This window comes from Streptomyces aurantiogriseus (assembly GCF_014649375.1).
Lineage (GTDB): Bacteria > Actinomycetota > Actinomycetes > Streptomycetales > Streptomycetaceae > Streptomyces > Streptomyces aurantiogriseus.
Genome location: NZ_BMSX01000005.1, coordinates 1 through 21,460, shown reverse-complemented (window position 1 = coordinate 21,460; position 21,460 = coordinate 1). Strand labels below are relative to the sequence as shown.

General features: G+C 68.5%; 20 protein-coding genes and 7 pseudogenes. 14 read left to right on the top strand and 13 right to left on the bottom strand.

Annotated features, from left to right (window positions below):
* Positions 1-29 precede the first annotated feature (29 nt).
* Complete coding sequence (locus IE263_RS12440; RefSeq protein WP_229910938.1) at positions 30-1,451, top strand: alpha/beta hydrolase; 1,422 nt, start codon at positions 30-32, stop codon at positions 1,449-1,451.
* 1,156 nt (positions 1,452-2,607) lie between these two features.
* Here the strand turns inward: IE263_RS12440 and IE263_RS12435 are convergent.
* Positions 2,608-2,832: a hypothetical protein gene (locus tag IE263_RS12435; RefSeq protein ID WP_308430611.1), complete on the bottom strand. Its 225-nt coding sequence runs from the start codon at positions 2,830-2,832 to the stop codon at positions 2,608-2,610.
* 26 nt (positions 2,833-2,858) lie between these two features.
* Here IE263_RS12435 and IE263_RS49980 point away from each other — a divergent pair, with 26 nt between their 5' ends.
* From IE263_RS49980 to IE263_RS49970, 3 genes and pseudogenes are all read left to right on the top strand, one after another.
* Positions 2,859-3,110 (top strand): DUF4232 domain-containing protein, encoded by a 252-nt coding sequence (locus tag IE263_RS49980; protein ID WP_373311982.1) that lies wholly within the window; start codon positions 2,859-2,861, stop codon positions 3,108-3,110.
* Positions 3,029-3,331 (top strand): DUF4232 domain-containing protein, encoded by a 303-nt coding sequence (locus IE263_RS49975; protein ID WP_373311976.1) that lies wholly within the window; start codon positions 3,029-3,031, stop codon positions 3,329-3,331. Before IE263_RS49980 ends, IE263_RS49975 begins: the two co-directional genes overlap by 82 nt.
* A gap of 241 nt (positions 3,332-3,572) precedes the next feature.
* Positions 3,573-4,014: pseudogene (locus tag IE263_RS49970) on the top strand (ISL3 family transposase).
* A gap of 12 nt (positions 4,015-4,026) precedes the next feature.
* Here IE263_RS49970 and IE263_RS12420 read toward each other — a convergent pair.
* The gene (locus tag IE263_RS12420; RefSeq protein ID WP_189935436.1) at positions 4,027-4,362 is read right to left on the bottom strand and encodes a hypothetical protein; all 336 of its coding nucleotides are present in this window, start codon (positions 4,360-4,362) and stop codon (positions 4,027-4,029) included.
* A 180-nt stretch (positions 4,363-4,542) separates the two neighbouring features.
* Between IE263_RS12420 and IE263_RS12415 the strand changes: the two genes are divergently transcribed.
* The 5 genes and pseudogenes from IE263_RS12415 to IE263_RS12395 form a co-directional block, all read left to right on the top strand.
* Positions 4,543-5,022, top strand: coding sequence for an HIT family protein (locus tag IE263_RS12415; protein WP_189935434.1), 480 nt, complete (start codon positions 4,543-4,545; stop codon positions 5,020-5,022).
* Between the two features lie 422 nt (positions 5,023-5,444).
* Positions 5,445-5,816, top strand: coding sequence for a toxin Doc (locus tag IE263_RS12410; protein WP_373311964.1), 372 nt, complete (start codon positions 5,445-5,447; stop codon positions 5,814-5,816).
* A gap of 246 nt (positions 5,817-6,062) precedes the next feature.
* A pseudogene (locus IE263_RS12405) lies at positions 6,063-6,802 on the top strand (prepilin peptidase); the annotation flags it as partial.
* 140 nt (positions 6,803-6,942) lie between these two features.
* Positions 6,943-7,175 (top strand): annotated as a pseudogene (locus IE263_RS50335) (helix-turn-helix domain-containing protein); the annotation flags it as partial.
* 166 nt (positions 7,176-7,341) lie between these two features.
* Positions 7,342-7,845, top strand: a pseudogene (locus tag IE263_RS12395) (transposase); the annotation flags it as partial.
* 82 nt (positions 7,846-7,927) lie between these two features.
* On the opposite strand, the gene IE263_RS12390 reads toward IE263_RS12395, so the two are convergent.
* The 4 genes from IE263_RS12390 to IE263_RS12375 all read right to left on the bottom strand — a co-directional run bounded on the left by IE263_RS12390 (position 7,928) and on the right by IE263_RS12375 (position 12,899).
* Positions 7,928-9,082, bottom strand: coding sequence for an ARPP-2 domain-containing protein (locus IE263_RS12390; protein ID WP_189935430.1), 1,155 nt, complete (start codon positions 9,080-9,082; stop codon positions 7,928-7,930).
* On the bottom strand, positions 9,079-10,518 hold the full coding sequence (locus IE263_RS12385) for a hypothetical protein (RefSeq protein ID WP_189935428.1): 1,440 nt from the start codon (positions 10,516-10,518) through the stop codon (positions 9,079-9,081). The genes IE263_RS12390 and IE263_RS12385 overlap by 4 nt, the downstream gene beginning before the upstream one ends.
* Before the next feature lie 734 nt (positions 10,519-11,252).
* On the bottom strand, positions 11,253-11,762 hold the full coding sequence (locus tag IE263_RS12380; protein WP_229910937.1) for a nucleoside deaminase: 510 nt from the start codon (positions 11,760-11,762) through the stop codon (positions 11,253-11,255).
* Between the two features lie 210 nt (positions 11,763-11,972).
* Entirely contained in the window at positions 11,973-12,899 is a 927-nt protein-coding gene (locus IE263_RS12375) for an RNA polymerase sigma-70 factor (RefSeq protein WP_189935424.1), read from the bottom strand.
* Positions 12,900-13,098: 199 nt separating this feature from the next.
* Here IE263_RS12375 and IE263_RS12370 point away from each other — a divergent pair, with 199 nt between their 5' ends.
* Both IE263_RS12370 and IE263_RS12365 read left to right on the top strand, forming a co-directional pair.
* Positions 13,099-14,604 (top strand): MFS transporter, encoded by a 1,506-nt coding sequence (locus tag IE263_RS12370; RefSeq protein WP_189935422.1) that lies wholly within the window; start codon positions 13,099-13,101, stop codon positions 14,602-14,604.
* A gap of 429 nt (positions 14,605-15,033) precedes the next feature.
* Positions 15,034-15,801 carry a class I SAM-dependent methyltransferase gene (locus IE263_RS12365; protein ID WP_189935420.1) on the top strand — a complete coding sequence of 256 codons (768 nt, stop codon included), beginning with the start codon at positions 15,034-15,036 and terminating at the stop codon, positions 15,799-15,801.
* A 44-nt stretch (positions 15,802-15,845) separates the two neighbouring features.
* Here the strand turns inward: IE263_RS12365 and IE263_RS12360 are convergent.
* Positions 15,846-16,264, bottom strand: a pseudogene (locus IE263_RS12360) (Helicase associated domain protein); the annotation flags it as partial.
* Positions 16,265-16,304: 40 nt separating this feature from the next.
* Between IE263_RS12360 and IE263_RS12355 the strand changes: the two are divergent.
* On the top strand, positions 16,305-16,988 hold the full coding sequence (locus tag IE263_RS12355; RefSeq protein WP_189935419.1) for an alpha/beta fold hydrolase: 684 nt from the start codon (positions 16,305-16,307) through the stop codon (positions 16,986-16,988).
* A 78-nt stretch (positions 16,989-17,066) separates the two neighbouring features.
* Here the strand turns inward: IE263_RS12355 and IE263_RS12350 are convergent, their stop codons facing one another.
* The gene (locus IE263_RS12350) at positions 17,067-17,444 is read right to left on the bottom strand and encodes a VOC family protein (RefSeq protein ID WP_189936254.1); all 378 of its coding nucleotides are present in this window, start codon (positions 17,442-17,444) and stop codon (positions 17,067-17,069) included.
* A 173-nt stretch (positions 17,445-17,617) separates the two neighbouring features.
* Positions 17,618-17,758, bottom strand: a pseudogene (locus tag IE263_RS12345) (IS701 family transposase); the annotation flags it as partial.
* On the opposite strand from IE263_RS12345, the pseudogene IE263_RS49965 reads away from it, so the two are divergent.
* Positions 17,739-17,882: pseudogene (locus IE263_RS49965) on the top strand (transposase); the annotation flags it as partial. The pseudogenes IE263_RS12345 and IE263_RS49965 overlap by 20 nt on opposite strands.
* Here IE263_RS49965 and IE263_RS48385 read toward each other — a convergent pair.
* The 4 genes from IE263_RS48385 to IE263_RS49480 form a co-directional block, all read right to left on the bottom strand.
* Positions 17,833-18,156: a hypothetical protein gene (locus IE263_RS48385; RefSeq protein WP_229910992.1), complete on the bottom strand. Its 324-nt coding sequence runs from the start codon at positions 18,154-18,156 to the stop codon at positions 17,833-17,835. The pseudogene IE263_RS49965 and the gene IE263_RS48385 sit on opposite strands and share 50 nt — an antisense overlap.
* Positions 18,157-18,328: 172 nt before the next feature.
* The gene (locus IE263_RS49485) at positions 18,329-18,655 is read right to left on the bottom strand and encodes a transposase (protein WP_373311961.1); all 327 of its coding nucleotides are present in this window, start codon (positions 18,653-18,655) and stop codon (positions 18,329-18,331) included.
* Positions 18,656-18,669: 14 nt separating this feature from the next.
* Entirely contained in the window at positions 18,670-19,998 is a 1,329-nt protein-coding gene (locus IE263_RS12330; RefSeq protein WP_373311960.1) for a M1 family metallopeptidase, read from the bottom strand.
* 691 nt (positions 19,999-20,689) lie between these two features.
* Positions 20,690-20,818: a hypothetical protein gene (locus tag IE263_RS49480; protein ID WP_257548903.1), complete on the bottom strand. Its 129-nt coding sequence runs from the start codon at positions 20,816-20,818 to the stop codon at positions 20,690-20,692.
* A 5-nt stretch (positions 20,819-20,823) separates the two neighbouring features.
* On the opposite strand from IE263_RS49480, the gene IE263_RS12325 reads away from it, so the two are divergent.
* Positions 20,824-21,408, top strand: a complete 585-nt coding sequence (locus IE263_RS12325) for a DinB family protein (RefSeq protein WP_189935415.1) — start codon at positions 20,824-20,826, stop codon at positions 21,406-21,408.
* Positions 21,409-21,460: the final 52 nt, after the last annotated feature.

Genomic DNA, 21,460 nt, shown 5'->3' with positions numbered 1-21,460 from the left:
TCCCCCAACGTCGAAGGAGAGACCCGAAGATGAAGAACCGTCCGACGCGTCGGCATCCGTCCCGCAGGACCCTGATGAGCGGGACCGTGCTGAGCAGCCTCGCCCTGGCCGCGGGAACAACTGGCACCGCGCGAGCGGCGTCTGCCGCATTGCCCGCCCGCACCGGCCGAGCGGCAACCCCCGAGTCGTACACCGCGATACCCGTCGCCCCCGGTGGCGGCCCCACCCCCACCGACCGTGTGCACGTCCTCAGGATCGGCCCCAGGGACGCGGCCACCGTGCTGGTGCTGGTGCCGGGGATGTTCGGGGCCGCCAATGACTTCCGGCTGATGGCGAGGGATCTGGTCGCGGCCGTGCCCGGGTTGCAGGTGTGGGCGTTCGACCGGCGGGAGGAGAACCTGGCGGATCGGGCCGGGTTCGGCGGCTCCGACCCCGCCGGCTACTACCTCGACGGTCACTACCGATCCCAGGACCCCGCGGCCTCCGCCTTCGCCGCCGGGTGGGGGCTCTCGCTCACTCTCTGCGACCTCCGCGCGATCGTGCTGGCCGCCCGGGCCGGCGGCACCCGGCGCGTGGTGCTCGGTGGGCACTCCTGGGGTGCGACCACCGCACTGGCGTACGCCGCCTGGGACTTCGCGGGGCGCCCAGGGTTCCGGGAGCTGGCCGGGCTCGCTGTGATCGACGGTGGGGTGCTCGGGGCGTTCGACGGGACCGGTACGCCCGTGCAGGACTCGCCGGAGGAGGTTCGGCAGCGGCTCGCGGCGATCGAGGGCGGGGCTGTGTTCGACATGACCCTGAGCAGAGTCGGGCTGGGCAGCCGGGCCGAGAGCACCCAGATCTGGTACCAGCTCGCCGGATGGTACGCCCACCAGGACCCGGGCGGCCGTTCCATACTCCAGCCCCGGCTGCCGGCCGCGCTGCTGCCCTCGTTCCCGGTGAGCAACGCGGCCCTGCTCGGCCTCCTCGTCGACGCCGGGTTCGGCTGGCCCAACGACATCACCGTCCACTCCGGGCACTTCGCCGAGAGCGCGGACAGCGATGGCGTACGGGGGTGGGTCGATGACGGGATCACGCCCATCTCGCGGGTCGCCGAGGCGTACGCCGGTCCGGTGCCCGGTGTCTGGGAGTGGTACTGGCCCGCCCGGCTCTCCGTGGACCTCGACGTCACCGACGTCTACGCCGACACCGACCTCGCCCGCTCCCTGGACCTGCGGCTGTACCACGGCGCCGGCATCGACGTACCGCTCTACGCCTTCGGGACCAGCTACTCCAAGGGCACGGTGGTGGAGGGGGCCCGCAAGGTCGCGGCCGGCTCCAGGGTGCCGTACGGCGTCTACGAGTCGGACAACGGCATGAACCACCTGGACCCGCTGTTCGCTGCGACGGACCGCAACACGGCTACGCACAGCCTCGCGGAGTTCCTGCGCAAGGTGCCCTCCGCGACCCGCTGAGGCGAGCCGAACCGAGGCGACGCGGATCTTCCGCTTCCCTCACCTGTGCGCTCCACCAGGCACACACACCTCGGACACCCGGCACGTTCCGTCACTCTTCTCAACGTCACGGCCGCGAGAAGAGGCGGACCGTCGCCGAGTCGGTGGGCACGTGGTGCACCACCATCGCACCTTGTCCGGCGGACATGTCAGGGATGCCGGCGGCTAGCAACTTTTGTCGGCGCCCTGCCTGTTCCAGCGCCCTGCCTATGCGGAACGAGTCGCTTTCACCAGCCAGGTGGTGCTGCGCAGGCGGACCCCGTCGGGCGTCTCGAAGGGGCCGGCTGTTGCCCTGAGCGCGGACCGCGCGGTTTCCACGGTCCGGCTTCGGTCTCGTCGACGGGTCCGCGGAAGGCGCCCCAGGCGAGGATGAACTCTGCGGCAGCGGCGGCGCCCAGATACACCCCACGCACCTATCTCTCCGCGTCCTTGGCCCCTTGTTCCTCCGGCGCTTGATGCTCGCGGAACGGCTCGGCAAGGACACCGTCGTAGGCGAGATCGACACCGCACTCGCCCCCTCGCTGCCGAACACGTGACACGGTGGCGTCTCTGGGGGTGCATGGCAAAGGACCGGGTCGCAGACCCGGCCCTTTGCGTTGGGTGGGGCCGAGAGTCCGAGCAACGACCCGCTCGCGCCAGCTGCCTTCGAAGAGGGTGGGCACCGCGGCATGGCTCGCCGCCGTCTCGGGCCGTGACCACCCCGGACCCCGAGCGGGATGCCAAACTGGACCGGATCGAGGAAGTGCTCGCCTTCCTGCACGGCGACCGGGCCAGTCGCCTCCTCCAGCAGGGCGGCCTGTGGCCACAGTGGTGCCAGGACGCGGTGCTCTTCGAGTGCGGGCATGCGCAGGTAGTCGTAGAAGATGCCGGGACCACCGGAGTGCGCCACGCATACCGGGCCGCGGCCGTGGACGTGATAGCGCTGGACGATTCCGCCCATCCGGTTGGAGCGGGTGCCGGGGGAGAGGGGGTCGGTGTGGGCGGTGGATGTGCTCATCGGGATCTCCGTAGGTCCGCAGGGGCAGTGACACCGACAAGACGCTCCGGAAACCGAGAAGTTTTATCGCCGTAATGTGATCTGGGTCATGTTGGCGGGGTGTGGAGCTGGCCCCGGGACTCAGGCCGCGGCAGGCGCAGGCGGCGGCTCCGGGCGTGCCGCGTGGTAGAGGGAGACCCGGTCGAAGCGGCCGCTGTCCAGCGACATGATCCAGGCGACACCGGGCGGGCAGTGATCCGGGTCGTCGGGTGGGCTGACCAGCTGCATCTCCCAGACGACCAGCGACCGCCCGGCCACCACGTGCAACGGACGCTGGCGCACCCCCGCCGAGGGATCTCCGTACACCTGTCGTTCTCACCGCGCTCTCTGCCGTGGCGCTGATCGGTGTCACGGCAGGCACGTCGCAGGCCGCGACCCGGCCGGGATGGGCGGACACGTCCTCGCTGTCCGTCCGTGTGCACGGTCTGGCCTCGGGCGCGGGGCAGCGCTACGCGACGGTGATTCTCACCCACAAGACCCACAAGACCGTCCGGACCGAGGGATACGTGGGGCTGCAACTCCTCAACTCCCATGGCAAGGACGTGCCCACGCGTGTGGTCCGCGACCTGGTCGGGCCGAGCTGATCACCCTCAAGCCGGGGCAGAGCGCCTACACCCGGTTGCACTGGGGAGATGTGCCGGCTGCGGGTGAACCGACCAAGGCGGAGCAGAACCCCACCCGCCTGGAAGTCACCCCACCCGACTCCGTCCACCATCTCAACACTGCGTGGAAGCTGGGTGAGGTCCTCCAGAAGGGCCGCATCGACATCACTCCTTTGGCGAAGGGTACCGGCCCGACGTTCTGATGGCGCACATCGCCTGGTCACGTGGTCAGCGTTCGCCCATCGCCTCATGCGGCCGCGGTGAGGCCTGGAGAGGCCTGCACCGGGTGCAGGCCGTAAGGTGGCGGTGCCGGTGGCAAGGCAGCCCCGCTGCCGCCGAGCCCGCGCAAGCGCCGCCCGGGACGTGCGGCAGAGGCTTCAGCCGTGGACGCACGACCGACCGCTACGGCACTCGGGGCGGCTCGTGGCGTTCGCAGCGCCCGTGATGATCCTCAAGGCGGCCGCGGCGCGCCGGGCCGACATCCCCAGCCCTCGCAAGATCACCTCGTGGATCATGCGACCCCGGGAGACGCTCACCGAAAGCCAGGACGAGCGACTCCTTCAAGTCCGGCTCGCATGCCCGGACATCACCCGGGCCTGCGATCTCGCCCGGGCCTTCGCCGACCTGCTCCGCCACCAGCGCGGATACCTGCTGCTGGAGTGGATCCGCCAGGCCGAGCAGGACGCACCGAAGGCCATGAAGGGCTTCGCCGGCTTCCTCCGCCAGGACCTCGACGCCGTCACCGCCGGCCTCACCCTCCCCTGGAGTTCCGGCGTCGTCGAAGGACACGTGAAGCGGGTTAAAAACGCTCAAACGAGCCATGTATGGCCGAGCCTCGTTCGCCCTCCTCCGGACCCGGATTCTCACCCAGCCAGGAGGGCTGTAACTCATGCTCGCCTCATGCGACGAGCCTGGTGGCAAAGGCCGCTATCAGGGTGTCCGCCCTCAGCAGCAGCTCAGGGTTGGAAGTTCCCGCCACGCGGACAGAAACCTCATTGCCACCCACGGCCTGCGCGAGGTGCACTTTGAGGCGATGGTCCGATCCGACGAGTGGATAGCTGTACCAACAATCCGGGTGCTCATCATCGGTGGCCTCAAGGCCGAGTTCGACCGCCTGCCAGTCGGCGCCATCGAAGTCGCAGCCGGCGTAACGCGCCAAGAGAGCCAAGAAGGGCTGGACGTTCTCGATCCAGATCCAGCCCTCCACCGCGCGTTCCCGGTCGCTCTGTGCCATCCAGTCAGAGTGCCACATGCGGCACGTTCGCTCCCCGCCATATGTCCGTTCACGGAACTGCAGACAGAGCCTTGAAAACGGCCGGGGTCGCTCCTCGCCTCGCTTCGTTGGCCCTTGAAGTGAGTGGGGAGAGTGGGGAGCGAAGAGCAGGTCTTGATCGCCTGCGGATAGGTTCGGGCCATGACTGGTGACTGGCGGATGGACCGGATCGGGGCTGCTCTGCGGGGCGAGAACCCGACCGTGCTGCGGCGGCTTGAGTCAGGATTTGCGGTGATCGGCGACGTTCAGTTCCTGCCGGGCTACTCGGTTCTCCTCGTGGATGAACTGAATGCTCAGCGGCTGTCTGACCTGCCGAGGGCCAAGCGGCTGTCGTTTCTGTCCGACATGGACCGACTCGGAGAAGCGGTTGAGCGGGCCTGTCGACAGCTGGACCCTGACTTCCGCCGGGTCAACCTGGAGATCCTGGGGAACACTGATCCGTTCTTGCATGCCCATGTCTGGCCGCGCTTCGAGTGGGAGCCAGCCGAGCTGGTGGGCAAGCCAGTGTGGCTGTATCCGCGTGAGCGGTGGAGTCACGAGCGGTTCAGACTTGGCCCGCAGCACGATGTGCTGCGGGACGCGATCGGTAGCGAACTGGACCGGTTGCGTTCGATGAACTGACGGTGTGGGCCCGCCGACCGTCAGGTCGGCGGGCCCGTGATCAGTGACGGTCGGTGGACGTCATGGAGTCCTTCGCAGCGGAACGATGTCGGGGATGGCCGTGGGGACAGAGGGGCGGGCGGCTTCCGGGGTCGCCAGAAGCGCGACATGGGCGGCGACCCCCGGCCGCTGAAGGAGTTCCGTGACTGGGAGGCCGAGCACGACCGCCTGGCCGCGAGCGACCTCACCTCCACCTCCACGGACTCCGAGGTGGAGGCCTGGGCCGACCGAGAGGAGGAGAGCGGGCCCTGCAGACGGCGACCGCCGCCTTCCGCCGAGCGATCAGCGAGCCCGGCGTCATGGACGCCTTCGATGCTGAGTTCGGCGGACTGCCTCCCGTCGCGCACGACACCTCGCGGGCGGCCTGACCTGTGCCTCCCGTCGTGCACGTCGACTACCGGTGGTTCCTCGAGCGCCAGGAAGAGATCCTCCGGGACGACCTGACCGTCAACGACTTCTCTGTGCTCGTCGGCATGGCCCAGCGCCACCGGGTCGACCCGCCCCGGCATGATCAGCACCATCCCGACGCCTTCTGGCGGGCTGCGGTCATGCTGGAGGAGTGCGTGCTGCTGCGGCCGCTCCCGGCCCGCAATGAGGTTTACGGATATGGCGTCGCCATCGCCTACATCGAGGCCTCCGGAGAACGCGTGGACACGAAGTTCGAGCTCTGGCGGGAACTGATCTACGACATCCGGGGGCTGCGGATGGACTCGTACGGCATCGCCGAGAGGCTGCGTTCCTGGCGCCAGGCCTAACCCCGGCCAGGAACTGTACGAGCAGCTTGTGCGCGATGCGCGCGAGCGGCACGAGGATCCGACCGTGTATGCCGGACGCGTCTTGGCCCAGGAGCTCGACGAGGCGCGGTTCCTCGAAGGCAGTGCTCTCTTCCTCAGCACGCCCGGTGTCCGCGAGGAGTTCGCCAGCCGGTTCGCCCGCAGCCCGGCGCGGCCGCGGCGTAGTGGGTCTCTCGGTAATGCCGTCCAGACCCTAAGCTCCGTCCGGTGGAGACGCTGCTGATCATCACGGCTGCCGCCTTGTGGGGCTGCGGCGCGGGCCTGCTCATATCCCGTCCCGTATCCCGTCCCGCGGACCGGTTCTCTGTGCCGCCCGAGGAACCGTGGCGGTCGGCTTGCCCGGCCGGCCATCCCCTCACCGGCACCGGCGGCGGCTGGCTGGGGCGTGCTCGCTGCGCCGCCGGGGACACCTACGGGCCGAGCACGCTCTCCGTCGCCTCCGTCACGGCCGTGGTCTGCGCGCTGCTGGCGGCCGCCACCGGGGCCCGCCCCGAGCTGGTGGTCTGGCTGCTGCTCGCCTCGGCCGCCGTGCTGCTCGCCACCGTCGACTTCGCGGCACATCGGCTGCCCGACGTGCTCACCCTGCCGCTCGCCGCGGCCGCGCTCGCCTTGCTGGGCATCGCCGCGGTGCTGCCCGCCGCCGGCGGCAGCTGGACGTCCGCACTGCTCGGCTCCCTCACCCTGGGCGCCTGCTACTGCGTGCTCTTCCTCCTCAGCAAGGGCTTCGGGTTCGGCGACGTGAAACTCGCCCTCGCCCTGGGCGCTGTCCTGGGCTGGTACGGCTGGGCGATCGTCCTGGTCGGGACGTCGCCGGGTACCTGTTCGGCGCGCTGTACGGCATCGGCCTGATGCTCGCGGGCCGGGCCGACCGTGCGAGCAGGATCCCGTTCGGCCCGTTCCTGCTCGCCGGGACGCTGGCCGCCGTGCTCTTGGGCTCCCACGCTTCCCCCGCCAAGGCGGATCCCAGCAAGCGGGGGAGAAGGTCGTCGACGAGCTTGACGCAGCGGGGTGCTCCGATGCGGCGGGCCAAGAGCAGGGACCGGGTGGCGGGTGACGGTGATCTCGCTGGTGAGTGTATCCCGGTGTCATGCGGTATCCCGATGGGGGTGGCTTGACCGCGAAGCAGCGGGCCCGGCGGGAGCAAGCGGTTCGAGGCTGCCGAGTTATTCGCGCAAGGGGTGACACCGCCGCAGGTCGCGCGGCAGTTACGGGTCTCACGGAAGTCTGCCTGTGCCTGGCATGCCCTGGCGAGAGGACGTTGAGGGGCTGCGGTCCAAGGGGCCGTCCGGGCGTCCATCACGGATGAAGCCCGAGTGGCGGCCTGGCTGGGGTTGCGTCCATGGAGGTGGTGTACGGGTTCGACCTGATCCGGGGGTTTGCTCCGGCGTCGGGATGATGCCCGCAGAGATGAACGGCCACCGGCTGATCTTCGAGGTGTCGAAGCCCGAAGGCGACCAGCACGATGACCGCACCCGACACTCTGCCCCTGAGGTCCGGCAGTTACTTCCCGCACTGGCTTCTCGAACGACGACGGCGGGCCGAACAGGCCCTCATCTCGGTGGTCGCCACCGCCTACCTGCTGGGTGTCTCGACCCGCCGCGCCGAGAAGCTCGCCGAGTCGCTCAGTGTCACGCAGCTGTCGAAGTCGCAGGTCTCGGCGATGGCCCGGCACCTGGACGAGCAGGTCGCAGCGTTTCGCAACCGGCCCTTGGACGCCGGACCGTATGCCTTCGTCTGGGTGGACGCGCTGATCCAGAAGCTCCGCGAGGGCGGCCACATCATCAACGTCCACGCCCTGATCGCGGTCGGCGCCGACGCCGACGGCCAACGCGAGATCCTCGGCCTCGACGTCGCCACCGTCGAGGACGGCGCCGGCTGGCTGGCCTTCCCGCGCTCATTGATCGCCCGTGGCCTGTCCGGCGACCAGCTGGTCATCTCCGGCGCCCACGCCGGCCTCGTCGACGCCATCGGGGAGGTGCTGAGCCGGGCGGAGCAGACTGCCGTCGGCCGGCTACCGGCTGGCGCCACGGATACCCGCGACGGATCTGTGAACCGCAGGGCCGCGCACTCACTCACCGTTGATTCCGGGTTCGTTCCTGCTTGCAGTATGCGTCCAGGACGTCCTGGCGGAGCAGGAAACCGAAGCCCGCAGACTCCAGCCGTAGGCCCAGTTGAGCTTCATCGATACCCAAGTCGGCTGCGGCGTCCGCCAGATGCCAGCCCATGGCTGCCAATCGGCTGAGAAGGTGGCCGCGACGGACCTGATTCTCCGACAGTCGAAACGTCTTGAGGTAGGCGATTCTGCCCCTGTCGTCGGTGATGGCCTCACCGATGTGGTTCTCCTGCTTGGGACGGAACGCCGGCAGGAAGCGGGAGAGGGTGAAGCGTCCCATCCGGTAGACCGTCTGCCAGGTGTACATGTGCTCCAACAGGCCCGTGGCCATGGTCGTGTCGTGAAAATGCGTCCAGGCGCGTTCCTGGTCGGCGACTGCCGTGCGCAGATGGGCCAGGGAGCGGATCTGCGCGTCAGGGATGCGCGCCTGGAACTCCTGCACCGGGGGCATCAGCGTGGCGTAGTGGTGGATCAGCTCGCCGTACAGGTCCTGCAGGAGGGTCGGGTGGAGTGCGCGGTAGTCGTCGGGATGCGGGACCGCGAACACGGCCGCGAGTGCGTCGGCTACGTAGAGCATCACGCCGCACTGGTTGGGATGGATCTCGAAGATGCGCAGTGCGTCGCCGAGTCCGTGTACTTCGGTACCCACGTACGCTTCTTCGACGCGAGGGGAGAGCCCTTGCCGGATAGCGCGCTGCGACCACTCCTCCCAGGCGATCGAGGGGCCGCCGAAGTGCAGTGCCAGGTAGCCTTCCAGTGCCAGGTGCATGGGGAGGAACCGCAGCCGGTCCTTGGCCTGGCGGCGGGCCATTCTGTGGTGGAAACGCAGGCCCATCGTGGCAGCGGGAGCCGAGTTGCCGTCGGCGGACATCTGGGTGCCGTAGGCGGCTGCCGGCGTACCGTCATGGGTCCACGTGGCGACGAATCCGTGCGGGATGTAAGAGACGTAGGCCTGGCGTGGGCCGACCTCGACCAGACCTGCCGCGTCGCCGTAGAGCTGCGGGCGCAGACGGAGATCGTCGACAGGTTCGTCACGCACGAGCGGCACCAGACGGACGGCGCCCCAGACCTGGGAGGGGATGGTGTCCAGTCCGGTGAGGTCCAGCGTGGTCATCGCGCCTGCCCTTGGTTGTGGCCGCTCAACATTCGGGCCGCACGGGTGTCCAAGTAAGTGATCAGTTCGGCCAGGCCGGTCCGGCCTTCCGTGAACTGGGCGAGTTCCACCAGCGCGGGAAGGTCCTCGGCGTCACGGATGCCCGCGGTGGGCACCGTCACGGACAGTCGGCGCACGTCGAAGTCGACCGCGTCGTAGACGGGGTTGACGTGCACGATGCTGGTGCGACGCTCGGGGTCGAGCCGGGTCCGCCAGATGCGCAGCACTTCGGCCGCCAGGCCGGGGGGTGCGTTGTCCCATCCGTCGGAGACGATCACCAGCCTGGACGGGGTGGTGTCCAGCGCGTCGAGGATCCGCCGACCCAGAGGCGTCGGCCCGTACGGATAGGTCAGCAGCACGTCGGTCCGCCCCGATGTCCACAGCCCGGTGTAGTCGCCGGCAAGGGCTGCGAGCAGGTAGTGGCAGGCAAGGGCCACGGCCAGCGGTCGACGACGCTTGTGGGCTGAGCCGAAGGCGGAGAAGCTGTCGTCCAGGACGGCTGTGACCTTGCCCCAGCTCCCCCTGTGTGAGCCGGCCACCCGATCTGCGGCCGACTCCAGGGCATGGGTCAGCTCATGACGTCGGCGCAGGCGGTCTTCGACCGGTAGCGACAGCACATAGGCGGCCAGCCTGGTCAGGGGCATTCGGGTCAGGTCTGCTTGTACACCTCTGGCCCCGCGCTTGTGCGCGGACTCCTGCAGCCGCAGGGTCTCCAGGCGGGTCATGCGTGGGGCTATGCGCTGCAGGAAGACATCCCGGGGGATGCCGTGCTTGGCGGCGAAGCCCTCGGCAGCCGTGAAGGGCAGCTCGTACAGCGCAGCCTTCTCGTAGTGCGCGCGGCGCCATGTCTCCAGGAGGGGTGTCGCATAGCGCTTACGGGTCAGCGGCGCGAAGACGAACGGTCCCAGCTCTTCGGCGGCGGGGGCCAGGTGTGCGTGGCGAAGCGCCCGCTTGAGTCCGCTGCGGTATTTCACGGCATCGAACGCCAGGTCCGGGCGGGCGGACAGCCAGTCACGCATGATCGCGCGGGTGCGGCGGTTGTTCACCCTGGCCCGGCGCAGTGCGTCGAACAGCCCGTACACGCGTTGCGGCGGCAGCATCGCCAGACGGCACGCGATCAGACGGCCCTCGCTGCGACGCTGGTCGGCAGTGGCCTCATGGGTGGTCTCCAGCAGACGCCGGATGATGAGGACCGCGTTGTAGTCGTTGATGTCGAGCGCAAGGACTCCAGCGTAGAGGTCACGGTAGTTGCCCAGCATGTACGCATGAAGAAAGTCCAAGGACAGCCGCTGCTCGCCCGCGTCGCTGCGGAACTCACGCTGGCCGGTGGAGGTGATCGCCGCGTTGACGAAGAGCAGGACATCGTCGGCCGCGATGAGGTCCCCGTACGAATCCATCCGAAACTTCCTCATGGGTGCGGGTGCCGGCCGGGGAATGGGGGCACGAGCTGCGAATCGTTGCTTCAGAGGCAGGTTCCGGAAGTCGCACCGGAGTCCCGCGGCCGGCATCAGGACCGTAACAGAGCGGGCGACAAGCCCTCTACTGACTTCCGTCACCGCGCCGGCATGGGGCGATTCCCGGTCGCGACAGCGTGCGAGGACCGTGGCATGGCTCAACTTCATCGAGTTCACTCCCGATCTCATGCCGGGCCCCTCGCTCAGCGACCGGTCGATCGGCCGCCTCCAGCAGCCGGACCCGATTGCGGGCCGCGTCGGACCGCTCCGTGACCGGAGAGGGCAAGCCGGACGTCGCTTCCTGCTCCTGGGGCAGCCGTGCGTCGGCGCACGGGGATGAGGTCATGCCGGTCCCACGCGCTCTCGGGCTTCCCGGCTGCGTGAGGAACTGCGTCCTGGCCTTCTGTGTTGCGATGGATCGGTGTTCCCGCCCCGGTCAGCGGGACGCCCGTCCCGCCGTGCCGGGCCGCGGAACGGCTGGCACCACCACGTCACCCTCGTCTCCGCCGCCCACGCCTTCTGCACCCTGCAACGAGTGGCCCAAGACCCAAGAGACGCGGCGCAGGACTGAGCCTCTACCAAGTAGTCCGCGAACCGCAGACACTCCTCGCCCTCTGGGCCGACGCCTGCCCCACCTGCCGCCGCCACATACCCACACCACTACGAACCTGACCACCCTACTGGTCCGGCAGGCTCGCGAGCTCCGACGCCCACCGCCGCATCCCTGGGTTCTCCGCAACGTCGGCATAGCGCTCGAACTGATCTCGGCATTGCCGCCGAAGGATGCCGCCGGCGATGGTCGGGACTCGGGTGAACTCCTCCCTGGGCCGCAGCGGCTGCCATACGGCCCCGACGTTGGCTGCGCCATCGCTCGGGGATTCGAGTCCGAACCAGACCTCCGAGACCCCCATCGCAAGAGCGGCTCCAAGGCACATCAGGCACGGTTCCAGGGTTACGGCAAGAACCAGCGGGTCGGAACGCTCTCGCCACCCCAATCGCTGATCAGCATCGATCATTGCCAGCAGATCGGCGTGGATCAGCCGCCGGTCAGGCGTCTGTTCCTGTGTGTATGCCCGCCCAACGACTTCACCCCCCATGGCCACGACCGCGCCGATCGGCAGCTCGCCCGCCGTCAAGCCTTCCTCGGCGACCTCGATGGCCAGGCCGACCAACTGTTGGGGGGTCATACTGCGCGGCTCCAGAGGGTGATCCATTTGTCAGTTCCCAGCTCGAGGTTTCTCCCTCACCGCATCGGCAGATCGATCAACATGCATCACATCCATGCGGTTCAAGAACCGTCCTGACGAGCCGGGTTCAGGGCCGGCCAGCGGCAGGGGCAGGCGTGAGGTGACCCCATCGCGGGGATCACCTCACGCGGGGTGTTCCAGCTCAGCGGCTCAGCACGGTCTCCTGCTCCACGCCAGCTTCGCGGGGTTGCGTACGTAATAGAACCCGGTGATGAGGCCGTCCTCGATCCGCATCGCCACGACGCTGTCGATCTCCCCGTTGCGCCGCACCACAAGTCCTGGCCAACCGTTGATCTGGACCGGCTCGACGGAAGCGTCTGCGCCGAGCCGGGTCAAGCCGATGCCCAGCAGCGCAGCCACGTTGTCGGCCCCCAAGACCGGGTGCAGCGTGGCCCGTTTGGCTCCGCCGCCGTCACCCAGGTAGACGACATCCGGCGCGAGGAGGTCGAGCAGGTTCTGCAGATCGCCCGTTTCGACCGCCTGTTGGAAGGCCCGTATCGCGGCTCGGTTGTCGGCCGGGGAGACGGTGGCGCGCGGCCGGCGCGCGGCGACATGCGCCCGTGCCCGATGGGCGACCTGACGGACCGCGGCGGGGCTCTTGTCGACGACTTGAGCGATCTCGTCGTAGCCGAAGTCGAAGACCTCACGCAGTACGAACACCGCCCGCTCGGTCGGCGCGAGCGTCTCCAGCACCAGCAGCATCGCCATCGAGACGCTTTCGGCCAGTTCGACGTCCTCGGCCACGTCGGGCGCGGTCAGCAGCGGCTCGGGCAGCCACGGGCCGACATAGGACTCTCTGCGTCGGCTGAGCGTGCGCAACCGGTCCAGCGCCTTCCGCGTGGCGATCCGCACCAGGAACGCACGCTGATCCCGCACCGAGCCGAGATCGACGCCCACCCAGCGCAGCCAGGTCTCCTGCAGGACGTCCTCGGCGTCGGCGGCTGAGCCGAGCATCTCGTAGGCGACGGTGAACAGCAGGTTGCGGTGGGTGACAAATGCCTGGGTGACCGAGTCGAGCTCGCCGCCGCGAGCGGAGCGAACCGCGCTGCCCGTCGTCCGTTCCCTGCACTCACTCATCGTCGGCTCCTGCCTGTGTGTTCTCCACTGCGCTGCCCACACAAGACGCCGGTGGCCGCCGCTTTGTGACACCCATGAGCAATGGCCCAGGTCACACGCATGCGTTGTCACAGGGTCCGGGTCGCCGGCGTCTGGTGGGCATCAGGACGCCGCGCAAACGATCCGCGCGGCAGGCAGCACCACAAGTGAGGACGAAGTCATGGCACATATGAAGGCGCAGGCCCCGGCAGCCGACTCGCGCCGCTGGGCCGCGCTGTTCTTCATCGGGCTGGCCCAGCTCATGATCGTTCTGGATGGCACGGTCGTGAATATCGCGCTGCCGTCGCTCCAGCGGGATCTGGCGATCTCCGACGGCGACCGGCAGTGGGTCATCACCGGGTACACGCTGGCGTTCGGCAGCCTGCTGCTGCTCGGCGGCCGGATCGCCGACTACACCGGCCGAAAGCGGGCCTTCCTGATCGGACTGCTCGGCTTCGCCGGCGCGTCGGCGCTCGGCGGCACGGCGGACAACTTCGAGATGCTGCTGACCGCCCGTGCCCTTCAGGGCGGGTTCGCCGCGCTGCTCGGGCCGTCCGCGTTGTCGCTGCTGACCGTGACGTTCACCCAGCCCAAGGAGCGCGCCAAGGCGTTCGGGATCTGGGGAGCCATCACCGCCATGGCCGGCGGGGCGTTGACCGACTATCTGGACTGGCGCTGGTGCCTGTACATCAGCGTCCCGATCGCCCTGATCGCGGCGGTCGGCGGGTACATGATGCTGGCCGAGTCGCGGCGCGAGGGCAGGTCCCGGTTCGACGTCCCCGGTGTGTTGCTGGTGACCGGCGGGCTGGTCGCCATCGTCTACGGCACCAGCCGAGCCGAGTCCGACGGCTGGGGCTCCACGACGGTCATCGCTCTGCTGGCCGCCGGCGCGGTCCTGCTCGCCGCGTTCGCCTTCGTCGAGGGCCGGGTGGCGCAGCCGCTGCTGCCGATGCGCCTGATCGTCAACCGCACCCGCGGCGGCGCCTACCTGAGCGCGGGACTGGCCATGGTCGGCATGTTCGGGGCGTTCCTGTTCATGACCTACTACCTTCAGATCATCAAGGGATACTCGCCGATCAGGACGGGCGTGGCCTTCCTCCCGATGACCGTGGCGGTCCTGCTGTCGGCCGGCGGGCTCGCCACCCGGCTGTTGCCCAAGGTCCCGCCGCGGGTGCTGATCGTGCCGGGCATGCTCCTCGTCTCCTGCGGCATGCTGTGGTTCCTCACCATGGAGACCGACACCGCCTACGTCGAGGGCGTGCTGGTGGCGGGACTCCTGCTCGGCTTCGGAGCGGGCATGATCATGCCGGTCGCCTTCAACTACGCCACTCACGGCGCCGACCAGGGCGACGCGGGCGTTGCCTCGGCCGGCGTCAACACCGCGCAGCACGTCGGTAGCTCGATCGGAACCGCGCTGCTCAACACCATCGCGGCCGGCAAGACAGCGGACTACCTGACCTCGCATGCCTCGCAGGGCAGGAGCCCGGCCATCGCCAAGCAGGCATTGCTGGAAGGCTTCGAGACGGCCAGTACGTGGGCCGCAGGGATCCTCCTGGCCGGCGCGCTGATCGTCGCCGTCCTGATGAACACCCCGCGCCCCGAACTCCCGGCCGCCACCGAGGACGTCGAAAGCCCGGATGGCGCCGAGGACGCCAAGAGTGCCGAGCCGGCGCTGCCACATCCCTGACCCCTCCGGGAGAGGCCCAATGCCGGAACGGGCCCCGAGGGAACTACGCGCGCAAGGACGACCCACCCGCAGACCGGCGCGCCCTGGTCATCCGGACCAACCTCGAAATCAACAGCTGACGGACGATCTGCACCACAGACAACCGCCTATCATCAGCATGAGCCACAGCCCGCCGTCAGCACACTGATCAGCAACTGCCTGATGGCGCAGCTTCATTGACCTGCTTCTGCCTGGCACTACGCGACACGCGAGTCCGAGAATCTGCGATCCGGCCCGGCTTCACCCGACCGAGAGAGGCCCAAAGGGTTGCGGCATGTGTTGCGCTAGCTGTTGCGCCAAGGTGAAGCGGTAGCCGTTGCGTGAACCTGAGGGAACCCGTCCGTACCGGGTTCCCTCAGGGAACCTGATGGAGCGTCGAAGGAGCCTGCCATGCCCACCGCCCCGCACATTGCACTCGACTCGGCCGGAGCCGCGGCCGTCGACGGCCGCCACATCCGGGCCCTGACCTTCCAGTCCGTACGAATGGAGTACCTACGGCGGGTGCTCGGGGAGCTGAGCCTCGCGGCGGCCGGCAGCCGGGCGCTCGTCGTCGGCAGCGGGCGCGGCCTTCTGGCCCGCAGCCTCGCCCAGCTCGGTTTCGAGGTCGTCGCCGCCGATTCGTCCCCTGCCGCGACGGCCCTGGCCCTGGACGCGGACGACGGGTCGGGCGTCACGTACCTGACGACGCCCGCGGAGAAGCTCGACCTCCCGGACGCCTCCTTCGACCTCGTGTACTGCGCCGACACCCTCGAGATCACCGAACGGCCGGACGCGGTCCTCGTGGAGGCGGCGCGCGTGCTGCGCCCCGGCGCGGCCTTCGTCTACGACACGGTGAACCGCACCCCCGTGTCCCGCCTCATCTACCTCGGTGCCTTCCAAGCCTTCCCGGGTACACGGATCATGCCCCGGGGCCGTAACGCCGCGCGCCGGCTGCGCCGCCCGGAGGAGCTTGCCGAGTCCCTCGACCGGGCGGGGCTGTCCGCGAAGGACATCTCGGCGTTCAAGCCGCGCGACGTACGCAGTCTGGTGCGCGCGACGCGCGGGCGCAGGCGTGGCACGCTGACGGACGATCAGCTGCCGGAGCTCGTCGACATGGTGCTCGAGCCGGAGAGCAGCCCGGTGGTGACGTACCTGGGGTATGCGGTTCGCCGAGCATGAGCCACGCTCCGGGCCCCGGACCGGCCATTCCGGGCGCACCCCTTCCAGTCGGGATCCACGGTGGCGAGTTGTGCGGCCCGGAGTGCGGCGCGCTCAGGTTCTTGCGGAGGCCGCTCTTCGTGCGGAGGTTGGTCATGTGCTGCCCGATGAGCACCATCGTCTCGCCCTGGCCTCATACCGCGTCCTGTCGGGGTGCAAGGTGTCCAGCGGCCCGCTGGTATGAGCACAGCGCGGCGAGCTTGGCTTCCCAGGCTTCCTCACCGGGCTCCCACACCATCCCGGCCCTGGGCAAGTCAAGCAGTTCCTTGCGCCGTGGCTCCCGTTCCCCGGCCCGCAGCGCCGTGCGCTGCTGGTGCACCCACCTGCCCGGTGGAGACGCTTTCATCGTGCCCACGGTGGTCTCAACGTCGTAGGGAACGGCACGCAGGCCGGTGATCTCGTTCTCCGCGTTCGGCCGCAGAACGCCGGTCCTCAGGCAGGACATGTCCGCATATCCTTCGGACATGGTTGATCAATGCTCGGTCGACGTTGGCGGGGTCCGGCTGGCCTATCAGATGTCGGGTCCGCCGGATGCTCCGCCGCTTGTCCTGTTGCACGCGCTGGGCGAGGACGCCACCGACTGGGAGGCTGTTGCGCCCGCCCTGGCCCGGAGTCGACGGGTGTATGCCCTCGATCTTCGCGGTCACGGCCGAAGCGACTGGCCGGGGGAGTACTCGCTCGAGCTCATGCAGGCCGATGTGCTCCGGTTCCTGGAGGCGCTGGGACTTGGCCCAGTGGATTTGATCGGGCACTCCATGGGTGGGATTGTGGCCTACCTGCTCGCGGAGGACCATCCGCTGCGGGTGAGCCGGCTCATCCTGGAGGACGTTCCGCTCCCGCGTCCCCGGGAGCCAGCCACCCCGACCAGGCCGGACAGTGCCCTGCCCTTCGACTGGGGGATGGTGCTGGCGGTCAGGCGGCAGATCGACGTGCCTGACCCCAGGTGGCTGGAGCGACTCAGCCAGATCACCGCCAAGACCCTCGTGCTCGCCGGCGGCCCGCACAGCCATGTTCCCCAGGATGGCGTCGCCGAGTTGGCCCGCCGCATCCCCGGCGGGCAAGTGGTCACCGTTCCGGTGGGACACCTGATCCACCGCGCAGCGCCGGAGGCGTTCATGGAGTCGGTTTCGGCGTTCTTGGAGGGATGACTTCCGTCCTGCCCTCCACCCGACTCGGGACACTCCGACGGCTCCATCGGCGCCGGGGCGGTTCCTCGTCGGATGCGGTCAGGACTGGGGAGGGTTGCGGCACAGGCAGAACGGATGCCCGGCCGGGTCGAGGTAGACCTGCCAGCCGTAGCCGGACTCGCCGACGAAGCTCTTTTGGAGGGTGGCGCCCAGCTTGATCACCCGGCGCTGCTCGGGCTCGAACTCGTCCACTTCGAAGTCGAGGTGGAACTGTTGCGGATGCTCCTGGCCCGGCCAGCTGGGCCGCTGATAGTTCTCCACCCGCTGAAACGACAGCTCGACGCCGTCGTTGCGCAGGTTGACCCAGTCCTTGGTGCTGATATCGGTGTTGATCTCCCAGCTCAGCAGCTCGGCGTAGAACTCGGCCAGCTTCCAGGGGTCGGGGCAGTCGAGGATGACATCGGTGAACGTCAGCATCCGATCATCATAAATCGCGGCGATCAGTCGGCGCAGTGCTGGGCAGTTTTCAGGGGCTGTGTCCGCGTCGTTTGCGGTGGCTGATGCGGGCCTGATGCTGGTGTCGTCGGCCCAGTGTGACCAGCGCAGGATGTCCTCGGCCGGCGTCGGGCGCCGAGCTTTGAGGCGGGTGATCAAGCGTCTGATCGCGGCGAGGCCGGGGTGGATGAGTTGGGAGGATCCGTTTCCGCTTTCCCCATGTCCGGCTGGCGGGCCCGCAGGACGGTCAGGCAGGCGTGGGCGGCCATGGCCAGGGTCATGTGGCGGTGCCTTCCGCACGACTTCGCTCCGTGGGAGACGGTCTACCGCTACTTCGCCGCCTGGCAGAAGGAAGGAGTCTTCGACCAGCTCAATGGCCTGCTGCGGCGACTGGTGCGCGAGGCCGAAGGCCGGGATGCCATGTCGTTCCGTGCGCGTCCTGTGGCCCGCCCCACGCGTTGAACGCGTCCCGCAGTCCATCCGAGGCGTCCTCCGGCAGACCGCGGTCCTCGGTCAGCGGCCGGAAACCGAAGGAGTTGCGGACGCCGAAGAGGCAGGCGAGGGCGTCATAGACGTTGCCGGTGTTGAGGAGGAAACGGTCAATGGCGGCGTGCCATACCGCGTCCTCGTCGTCCTCTCCCCAAATCCGGGCCAAGGGTCTGCACTCGATCATTCCGCTCACGTCGGTGGACATGTCCGCAGTCTGCCGAGAGGGGACAAGGCTCGTCGCCTGGATTTCGATGCAGAACCTGACCGGTGGGCCGGGGTGGGGCGACCTCGTAGAGTCGGCCGTCGTGGATCAGGGCCCACAGGACGTTGACTCTGCGGCGGGCGAGGGCGATCACGGCCTGGGTATGGCGTTTGCCCTAGGCGCGCTTGCGGTCGTAAAACGCCCGGGAGTTGGGGGCGTAGCGCACGCTCGTCAGGGCGGACATGTAGAAGACGCGCTGGAGCCCCCGGTGGTAGTGGCGGCCGGTGCAGGTTGCCGTTCCGCTTCCGGAATCGTGCGGTGCCGAAGCCAGACCGGCGAACGCCGCGAGCCCCCGGCGCCCAGGACGGCCATGAGCCGCGGACCCAACGCGACATGCTGCACGACCATCTCGCAGGGAGGCCAGGTCCCGGAGCTGAGTCGGGTCACGTCGAAGGTTCGCCGAGCAGGAGCCGGGGGTTTCAGGCGAAGCCGCTGTCGGCACGTCGACCGGTGGTGTCAGCGGATGTGGTGCTGTTTCCAGAAGGGCCCGAGGTCTTTGCCAGTGGCCGATTGGGCGGCCTTCTTGAACGCGGTGGTGGTGGAGACGCCGTACCAGTGGTCCTGTGCGTACCGCTTGAGGAGTCGCGCCATTGCGGCGGCCCCGATGGTGCGTTCCAGGTCCGCGAGCGCGCAGGAACCGGCCGTATAGACGAGATGGTACTGGTCACGGTGCGCGGCCCAGTAGGCCATCGAGTCGGTGAGCGCGGTTCGGTCGTTCGGCCAGTAGACGTCGGACCAGCACCCGCGGGTGTCCCAGCCGTAGAACCGCGCGTTGGCGTACTGGGCGAAGCTTTCGTCCAGCCATGGCGCGCTGTACTGGTCGTTGCCCACGATGCCGTACCACCACTGGTGCGCCACCTCGTGGACGACGGCGCTGCCCTCGTCGGTGGTGCCGAGGAGGACCAGGCCGGGGTACTCCATTCCGCCGCCGAACTTCTCGGTCATCACGAGGTCGATCTCGCCGTAGGGATAGCGGCCGAACTCCTTGCTGAACCGGTCGATGGCATTGACGCCGTCCCTGCGGGTCAGGCGTACTCCAGCGGCGGGCGTGTTCGGTGCCCAGTACGACTTCACGCGTACGCCCCCGGCGGAGGTCTCACTCGCCGTGCGAAACGGGCCGGCCGCCCAAGCGAAGTCCCGTACCTGGTGCGCGATGCTGTGTGTGATGGCGCGTCCGGGTTCTCCGGCCTGAGTCCAACTGCGGCCGGTCGCAGGGACCTTGAGCGTCGACGGGTGGTCGATGCGAACCTGGAAGTCACTGGCCAGGCTGTAGAAGCTCTCGCCGATCGGCGCATAAGGGTCGAGGTGCCACCCCTTCGCGTCGTGCACAGCGAGTACGGGCAGGGCGTTGCCCAGGAAGCGGAACGCGCCCTCACGGCCGAAGCGGTCGTTGCGCTCGGGCACCGTGATGGATACGTCGAAGGCGATGCTCGCCCGCTTTCCGCGCGTCAGCGGTTTCGGCAAGGTGATGCGCAGTGCCGTGCACTTCACGGTGAGGCGGCCCGGATCGCCGCCGCGCACGTTGGACACTCTGACAGGAGACGGTCTTCCGGGCGTACCGCACCCGTCGACTCCGTTTCCCCACAGCCGCAAGTACACCTCGCGCAGGGGTCGTTCGGTGGCGTTGCGGAACGACACCCGCTGCCGGCCACTCCAGTGGGAGCCGTCGGCGTCGCCGCGCACGGTCACGTCGTAACGCAGGCGATCGGGAGTCGCGGTCTCGGGGGGCCGCGCCTCGCCCCGGGGCTCTGTGACAGCTCCGGCGGCAGTGGCACCCGCCGTCATGAGCACTACCAGAAGAACAACCAGCAGACGGCGAACGGCTGTTAAGGACCACACAGGTAGGGACGACATGTGAGCCGATCGTGCCACATCGCATGGACAGTACGTCCCCGTCTGCTAGAACCGAGGGGACACGCTCCGCTTCGGCGGGTGTCACTCCTGGAGCGGCTACCTCTTCCGTACGGCGGGCATGCTGGTGAAGAGCGCGCGGGCAGCCGGTGTCCGCCCAGTGGAGGTGACCGCCGATGGCGGGCGCGACATTGAGGAAGGGGCCGTTCAGGAGTGACGACACCCGGACGGGGAGTCAGCTGGCCGAGCTCCCGCCCGGGCTCCGGGGCACGGCGTCTCTATGAGGTCGAAGACCTCTTGTAGGCACCGCAAACCGGGGGATTGATGAAGCTGTTGTACGTGCAGACCCGGATGTATATGTACCGGTTCTCGGCCACGTTCGGGCGGCACGTGATGGATACGCCGTAGCTCAGGAAGGTGGCGCTGGCCAAGCCGCCATTGGTTGCAGTTGTGTCGGCGGTTGCTGTGCCGACTTCAGCGAACGTGATGGCTGACGTTGCTGCGGCAACTACGGCGAAACTCCTGATGCGTCGCACTCCGGGCCTCCAGTGGCGTTGCGCTGGAATGAATCAGGCGGGGACATGCCGTGCAAAATAGAAACAGAGTCAAAGGTTAAAAGGTTGTCTCACGTGGCAAGTTTCGCGAGCTTCTTGTAGCAGGTCAGGGCGGCGGCCATGGCCAGGCCTCGGCTCTGCCAGTCGTTGCGGACCACGTACGGGATCTTGAGACCACGAGCAGCCCATGGCAGGCTCATGCCGCATGATCGATGAATTCGCGAAAGACAACCTGCACGGAAGACTGCGGCGGGACCGCAAGGCGCTGCTCTGGAAACTCGACGGCTTGTCCGAATACGACGCCCGCCGGCCTTTGACAGCGACCGGGACCAACCTCCTCGGCCTGGTCAAACACGTGGCCACCGTCGAGGCCAGGTACTTCGGCGAGGTCTTCGACCGCCCTTCCCCGGAACCGCTGCCCCGGTGGCAGGACTCCAACGGCAGCGATCTGTGGGCGACCGGGGACGAGACCCGCGATCAGATCATCGGGTTCTACCGGCGTACGTGGGAACACTCGGACGCGACGATCAACGAGCTTCCCCTCGACGCCCCCGGCCACGTGCCGTGGTGGCCGGAGCCTTATGCCGACACGAACCTGTTCGCCATCATGGTCCATGTCCTCGGCGAGTCCATCCGGCATGCCGGGCACGCCGATATCCTGCGCGAGGGCCTCGACGGCCGGACCGGGTTGCGCGCCGAACACGAGAAGCAGATCGACGAGGAAGCCCGTGCAGCCCACTGCGCGAAGATCGAGCAGGCCGCCAGGTCGGCCGCACCAATCAAGGCTTAGAGGTCCTAACAAAGGCGTTGGACATGGCGGTGGGTGATCAGGCAGACGGCGA

What these genes read in the sequence shown, in the direction of transcription:
- IE263_RS12440 (WP_229910938.1), top strand. Translation starts at nt 30, where the DNA reads ATGAAGAACCGTCCGACGCGTCGGCATCCGTCCCGCAGGACCCTGATG.
- IE263_RS12420 (WP_189935436.1), bottom strand. Translation starts at nt 4,362, where the DNA reads ATGGCACAGAGCGACCGGGAACGCGCGGTGGAGGGCTGGATCTGGATC.
- IE263_RS12415 (WP_189935434.1), top strand. Translation starts at nt 4,543, where the DNA reads ATGACTGGTGACTGGCGGATGGACCGGATCGGGGCTGCTCTGCGGGGC.
- IE263_RS12390 (WP_189935430.1), bottom strand. Translation starts at nt 9,082, where the DNA reads ATGACCACGCTGGACCTCACCGGACTGGACACCATCCCCTCCCAGGTC.
- IE263_RS12385 (WP_189935428.1), bottom strand. Translation starts at nt 10,518, where the DNA reads ATGGATTCGTACGGGGACCTCATCGCGGCCGACGATGTCCTGCTCTTC.
- IE263_RS12380 (WP_229910937.1), bottom strand. Translation starts at nt 11,762, where the DNA reads ATGACCCCCCAACAGTTGGTCGGCCTGGCCATCGAGGTCGCCGAGGAA.
- IE263_RS12375 (WP_189935424.1), bottom strand. Translation starts at nt 12,899, where the DNA reads ATGAGTGAGTGCAGGGAACGGACGACGGGCAGCGCGGTTCGCTCCGCT.
- IE263_RS12370 (WP_189935422.1), top strand. Translation starts at nt 13,099, where the DNA reads ATGGCACATATGAAGGCGCAGGCCCCGGCAGCCGACTCGCGCCGCTGG.
- IE263_RS12365 (WP_189935420.1), top strand. Translation starts at nt 15,034, where the DNA reads ATGCCCACCGCCCCGCACATTGCACTCGACTCGGCCGGAGCCGCGGCC.
- IE263_RS12355 (WP_189935419.1), top strand. Translation starts at nt 16,305, where the DNA reads ATGGTTGATCAATGCTCGGTCGACGTTGGCGGGGTCCGGCTGGCCTAT.
- IE263_RS12350 (WP_189936254.1), bottom strand. Translation starts at nt 17,444, where the DNA reads ATGCTGACGTTCACCGATGTCATCCTCGACTGCCCCGACCCCTGGAAG.
- IE263_RS48385 (WP_229910992.1), bottom strand. Translation starts at nt 18,156, where the DNA reads ATGTCCACCGACGTGAGCGGAATGATCGAGTGCAGACCCTTGGCCCGG.
- IE263_RS12330 (WP_373311960.1), bottom strand. Translation starts at nt 19,998, where the DNA reads ATGACGGCGGGTGCCACTGCCGCCGGAGCTGTCACAGAGCCCCGGGGC.
- IE263_RS49480 (WP_257548903.1), bottom strand. Translation starts at nt 20,818, where the DNA reads ATGAGCCTGCCATGGGCTGCTCGTGGTCTCAAGATCCCGTACGTGGTC.
- IE263_RS12325 (WP_189935415.1), top strand. Translation starts at nt 20,824, where the DNA reads ATGATCGATGAATTCGCGAAAGACAACCTGCACGGAAGACTGCGGCGG.